This is a genomic window from Pseudomonas antarctica, from assembly GCF_900624995.1.
Taxonomy (GTDB): Bacteria; Pseudomonadota; Gammaproteobacteria; order Pseudomonadales; family Pseudomonadaceae; genus Aquipseudomonas; species Aquipseudomonas antarctica.
Genome location: NZ_UYXQ01000192.1, coordinates 1 through 5,105, shown reverse-complemented (window position 1 = coordinate 5,105; position 5,105 = coordinate 1). Strand labels below are relative to the sequence as shown.

Sequence of the window (5,105 nt, the reverse complement as noted above, 5' to 3'; positions counted from 1 at the left end):
GTTTGAACAGTTGCTGAAGCTGTCAAAGGTCGACCCCACCCGAGGTGTCGCCGTGCACAAGAGCCATTACTCCGACCCGCGCACCGTGCCCGCCGCGATGGATGCGGCGCAGCGCCTGGGGGCCAAGGTGTACGCGGTGGAGTTGCCATCGTTCAATCATCCGCACGCGATGGGCAACGACATGACCGCCTACTGCGGCGACACTGCGTTGACCGGCAATATCGCCGCGCAACGCGCGCTGGAAGCGGCTGACCTGATTGTCGACACGATGATGCTGCTGCACTCGCCGGAACAGGAGCAGATCCTCAAGACCGGCACGCGCATCTTGTTGGCCGTGGAGCCGCCAGAAGTGCTGGCGCGCATGCTACCCACCGAAGAGGACAAGGTGCGGGTGCTGGCGGCCGAGCAGTTGCTTGAGAAGGCGCGCTCGATCCACGTCAAATCCCGCGCTGGCAGTGATTTTCGCGCCGCTTTGGGGCAGTACCCGGCGGTGACCGAGTACGGCTTTGCCGATGAACCAGGGCGCTGGGACCACTGGCCCAGCGGCTTCCTGTTCTCCTGGCCCAACGAAGAAACTGCCGAAGGCGTGTTGGTGCTGGATATCGGCGACATCCTGCTGCCGTTCAAGACCTACACCCGCGAGAAAGTCACGCTGGAGATCGAAAAGGGTTTTATCACCAGAATCCACGGTGGTTTTGAGGCCGAATACCTGCACGACTACATGAAGTATTTTAATGACCCTGAGGTGTACGGCATCTCCCATATCGGCTGGGGGTTGCAGTCAAAAGCGCAGTGGACCGCCATGGGCTTGCATGACAAAAACGACGGCATGTGCATGGATGCGCGGGCGTTTTACGGCAACTTCCTGTTCTCCACCGGGCCGAATACCGAAGTGGGCGGGACGCGCAAGACGCCGTGCCATATGGACATTGCGCTGCGCAATTGTGATGTGTACCTGGATGACGAGGCAGTTGTCATCGGTGGTGATGTGGTTGCGCCGAAAGCTTCCCTGGCACGCTAAACATCCAAATGTGGGGGCAGGCAAGCCAGCTCCCACATTTTGCGTGCGTTCCTTCAGTGAGAGGCTTGAGTCGATTCACCATCCCCGCCATCATGCCTTCCCAATCTCCACACCCACCGAGCCCGCCGTGCCTGATTCCTACGTTTTCTCTGAACAAGTTGGCCACCTGCTGCGCAAGGCCTACCAGCGCCACCTGGCGATCTTTCAGCAGAATGTCGGCGACTCCCAGCTCACAGCCGTGCAGTTTGTCACCCTGTGCGCGCTGCGCGATCACGGTGCAAGTTCCCTCACCGAACTGGTCAAGGCCACCGCCGTCGACCAGGCGACCATTCGCGGCATTGTCGAGCGGCTCAAGGCCAAGGAACTGATCACCCTGGAGCCGGACCCACAAGACAAGCGCAAGGTGGTGGTAGACCTATCTGCCGCAGGCCTCGAACTGGTCAGCCAAACCGCACCCCGCGCCGCACAGATCAGCGAGTTGACCATGAGCAACCTCAACCCGGCTGAACGGGTGGCGGTGCTGTTTTTGCTGCGCAAGATGATTGACGATCCCCAGCAATAGTGGGCGTCGCGGTAGCCAGCGGGCTTGTTGTGGCCAGCGGGCTTGCCCGGGTAAGCCCAACCCTTTGGCATCGTTTTTGCTCTGTGTTGATGTAGTAGTCACTTCACTCTTCAAGTGTGTCGCGAGGCCCCAGGTTTGCGATGCTTTTTTTTGACTGTTTCGTGTAGTGGCTGCTTCATCAATCGACACAGGCGAAGCGAATGATCAGCCCATCCATCACGGTAGCCCTTGAGGTCAATGGCCACACCCGCGAAGTCAGCGCCATGGCGGATACACCGCTGTTGCTGGTGTTGCGCAATGACTTGGCGCTCAACGGCCCCAAATACGGCTGCGGTCTGGGGGAGTGCGGCGCCTGCACGGTGATCATCGATGGCGTGGCCGCGCGCTCTTGTGTGTTCCCGCTGGCGGGCGCGGCAGGGCGCGAGATCGTCACCCTCGAAGGGCTCGGCAGCCGTCAGGCGCCGCACCCGGTGCAGCAGGCGTTTATCGATGAGCAAGCGGCGCAATGCGGCTACTGCCTGAACGGCATGATCATGACCGCCAAGGCCTTGCTCGACCGCAATCCCAACCCCAGCGAAGCACAGGTCCGTAACGAACTCTCGGGCAACCTCTGCCGCTGCGGCACCCATATCGAAATCCTGCGCGCCGTGCTGCGTGCCGCTCACCTTTTGACCGTGGACGCCCGACCATGACCGACATTGCACTTTCCCGTGACCAGTGGCTGGCCAAGACGGGCGCCTTATTGATTGTCGATGACGTGCTGCCGCCTTCGGGCCCGGTGGCCAAGGGCGGTACGCCGACGGTGAAACCCAAGGAACTGGGGCTGTTTATCGCGGTGAACGACGATGGCCTGGTCTACGCGTTCAACGGTCATGTGGACCTGGGCACCGGCGTTCGCACCTCGCTGGCGCAAATCGTTGCTGAAGAGCTGGACCTGACCATGGACCAGATCAGCATGGTGCTGGGCGACACCGAGCGCGCGCCGAACCAAGGCGCGACCATTGCCAGTGCGACCTTGCAGATTTACGCGATCCCGCTGCGTAATGCGGCAGCCGAAGCGCGGCGCTTTTTGCTGTCGCGGGCGGCGGGGCGTTGGGGCGTGAGCACGGCCAGCCTCAAGGTGGAAGCCGGCGTGATCCACGCCGCAGACGGGCGCACCACCACTTACGCAGAGCTGGTCAGCGGCCAGCATGACCAGTTGCGCATCAGCGGCGATGCACCCTTGAAAGCCATTGAGGATTACCGCCTGGTCGGCAAAGGCGCTGCGCGCGTGGATATCCCCGGCAAGGCCACGGGTGAGCTGACCTATGTGCACGACATGCGCGTGCCGGGCATGTTGCATGGGCGGGTGGTTCGGCCGCCGTATGCGGGGCTCGACTGCGGGGATTTTGTCGGCAACAGTTTGCTGAGTGTGGATGAGGCGTCCATCGCACATATCCCCGGGGTTGTAGCGGTGGTGGTGATTCGGGACTTTGTCGGCGTAGTCGCGTTACGCGAAGAGCAGGCGATCAAGGCTGCCCATGAATTGCAGGTGCAGTGGAAACCCTGGAATAACGCCTTGCCGGACATGCGTGATGTCGAACAGGCCATCCGCGACAACCCGCGAGTACGCCGTACGGTGCTCGATCAGGGCAGTGTCGATGAGGCGTTGGCGGGGGCCAGCCAAAGGATGCCCCGCACTTATCTGTGGCCTTATCAGATGCATGGCTCGATCGGGCCGTCCTGCGCGGTGGCCGATTATCAAGCAACCGGCAGCCGGGTGTGGTCGGGTAGCCAGAATCCGCACCTGTTGCGTGCCGACCTGGCGTGGCTGTTGGCGTGTGATGAAACGCTGATCGAGGTGATTCGCATGGAAGCCGCTGGCTGTTATGGGCGCAATTGCGCCGATGATGTGTGCGCGGATGCCTTGCTGTTATCCCGCGCCGTGGGCAAGCCGGTGCGCGTGCAACTGACCCGCGAGCAGGAACACCTGTGGGAGCCCAAGGGCACCGCGCAGTTGATGGATGTGGACGGCGGCCTCAACGCCGACGGCAGCATCGCCGCCTATGATTTTGAAACCAGTTACCCCTCCAACGGCGCGCCGACCTTGGCGCTGTTGCTCACCGGGCGTGTCGCGCCAGTGGCGGCGATGTTCGAGATGGGCGACCGCACCTCGATCCCGCCGTATGAGATCGACAATATGCGCGTGAGCATCAACGACATGGCGCCCATCGTTCGCGCCTCGTGGATGCGCGGCGTGTCGGCGCTGCCCAACACCTTTGCCCACGAATCTTATATCGATGAACTGGCGTTCGCCGCCGGTGTTGACCCGGTGGAATACCGCCTGCGTTACCTCAAGGACGAGCGCGCCATCGACCTGGTGAAATCCACCGCCGAACGCGCCAATTGGTCGCCGCGCACCGCGCCGATGCAAACCGCCAATGAAGACCATCTGTTGCGTGGCCGGGGCTTTGCCTACGCGCGCTATATCCACAGCAAGTTCCCGGGCTTCGGCGCCGCGTGGGCGGCCTGGGTGGCGGATGTGGCCATCGACAAACACACCGGTGACGTGTCAGTGACGCGCGTGGTGATCGGCCATGACTCGGGGATGATGATTAACCCGGCGGGCGTGCAGCACCAGATCCACGGCAATGTGATCCAGTCCACCAGCCGTGTGTTGAAGGAGCGGGTGACCTTTGAAGAGTCGACCGTAGCGAGCAAGGAGTGGGGCGGGTATCCGATCCTGACCTTCCCCGAAGTGCCGCAGATCGACGTGCTGATGATGCCGCGCCAGGATCAGCCACCGATGGGCGCTGGTGAGTCCGCTTCGGTGCCCAGCGCGGCAGCGATTGCCAATGCGATTTATGACGCCACCGGAATTCGTTTTCGCGAGTTGCCGATCACCCCGGAGCGGGTGTTGGCGGCGCTGAATGCCAGCTCCCTTGGCGAGCCTGCCAAGTCGCCGGAAAAACGCAAAAGATGGTGGATCGGTGCACTGTTCGCGACGCTGGGTGCACTGATTGCCACCGCGTGGCCGTTTCACCCTGAAATCACGCCGATTGCCCCGCCCGGCGCCGGCACGTGGTCCAAGGCCACCCTGGAGCGCGGGCGTTTGCTGGCGGCGGTGGGTGATTGCGCGGTCTGCCATACAGCGCCAGGCGGCGCGACCAATGCCGGTGGGTTGGCGATGGAAACGCCGTTCGGCACGCTCTACAGCAGCAATATCACCCCGGATGTGAAGACCGGGATCGGCGCTTGGTCGTACCCGGCGTTCGAGCGCGCGATGCGTGACGGCATCGGTCGCGACGGGCGCAATTTGTATCCGGCGTTTCCGTATACGGCGTTTCGCAATATCAATGAGGCGGACATGCAGGCGCTATACGCCTACCTGATGTCGCAGGCGCCGGTAAGCCAGACGCCGACGTCGAATGCCATGCGCTTTCCGTTCAACATCCGACCGTTGATGGCGGGGTGGAATGCGCTGAATTTAAGGCGCGGCGAAATCACCCTGCAGCCAGAGCGCGGCGAGCAGTGGAATCGCGG

4 protein-coding genes are annotated in these 5,105 nt (G+C 62.4%); all 4 read left to right on the top strand.

What is annotated here, in order from left to right; genetic code table 11:
* On the top strand, positions 1–1,021 hold a 1,021-nt coding region (locus tag E0F99_RS28760; RefSeq protein ID WP_130909091.1), incomplete at its 5' end, for a 2,5-dihydroxypyridine 5,6-dioxygenase.
* Positions 1,022–1,148: 127 nt separating this feature from the next.
* Positions 1,149–1,583, top strand: a complete 435-nt coding sequence (locus tag E0F99_RS28755; protein ID WP_083358253.1) for a MarR family winged helix-turn-helix transcriptional regulator — start codon at positions 1,149–1,151, stop codon at positions 1,581–1,583.
* A gap of 200 nt (positions 1,584–1,783) precedes the next feature.
* On the top strand, positions 1,784–2,275 hold the full coding sequence (locus E0F99_RS28750; RefSeq protein ID WP_083358254.1) for a (2Fe-2S)-binding protein: 492 nt from the start codon (positions 1,784–1,786) through the stop codon (positions 2,273–2,275).
* A partial coding sequence (locus E0F99_RS28745) for a molybdopterin cofactor-binding domain-containing protein (RefSeq protein WP_130909090.1) occupies positions 2,272–5,105 on the top strand: 2,834 nt, incomplete at its 3' end. The genes E0F99_RS28750 and E0F99_RS28745, both read left to right, overlap by 4 nt.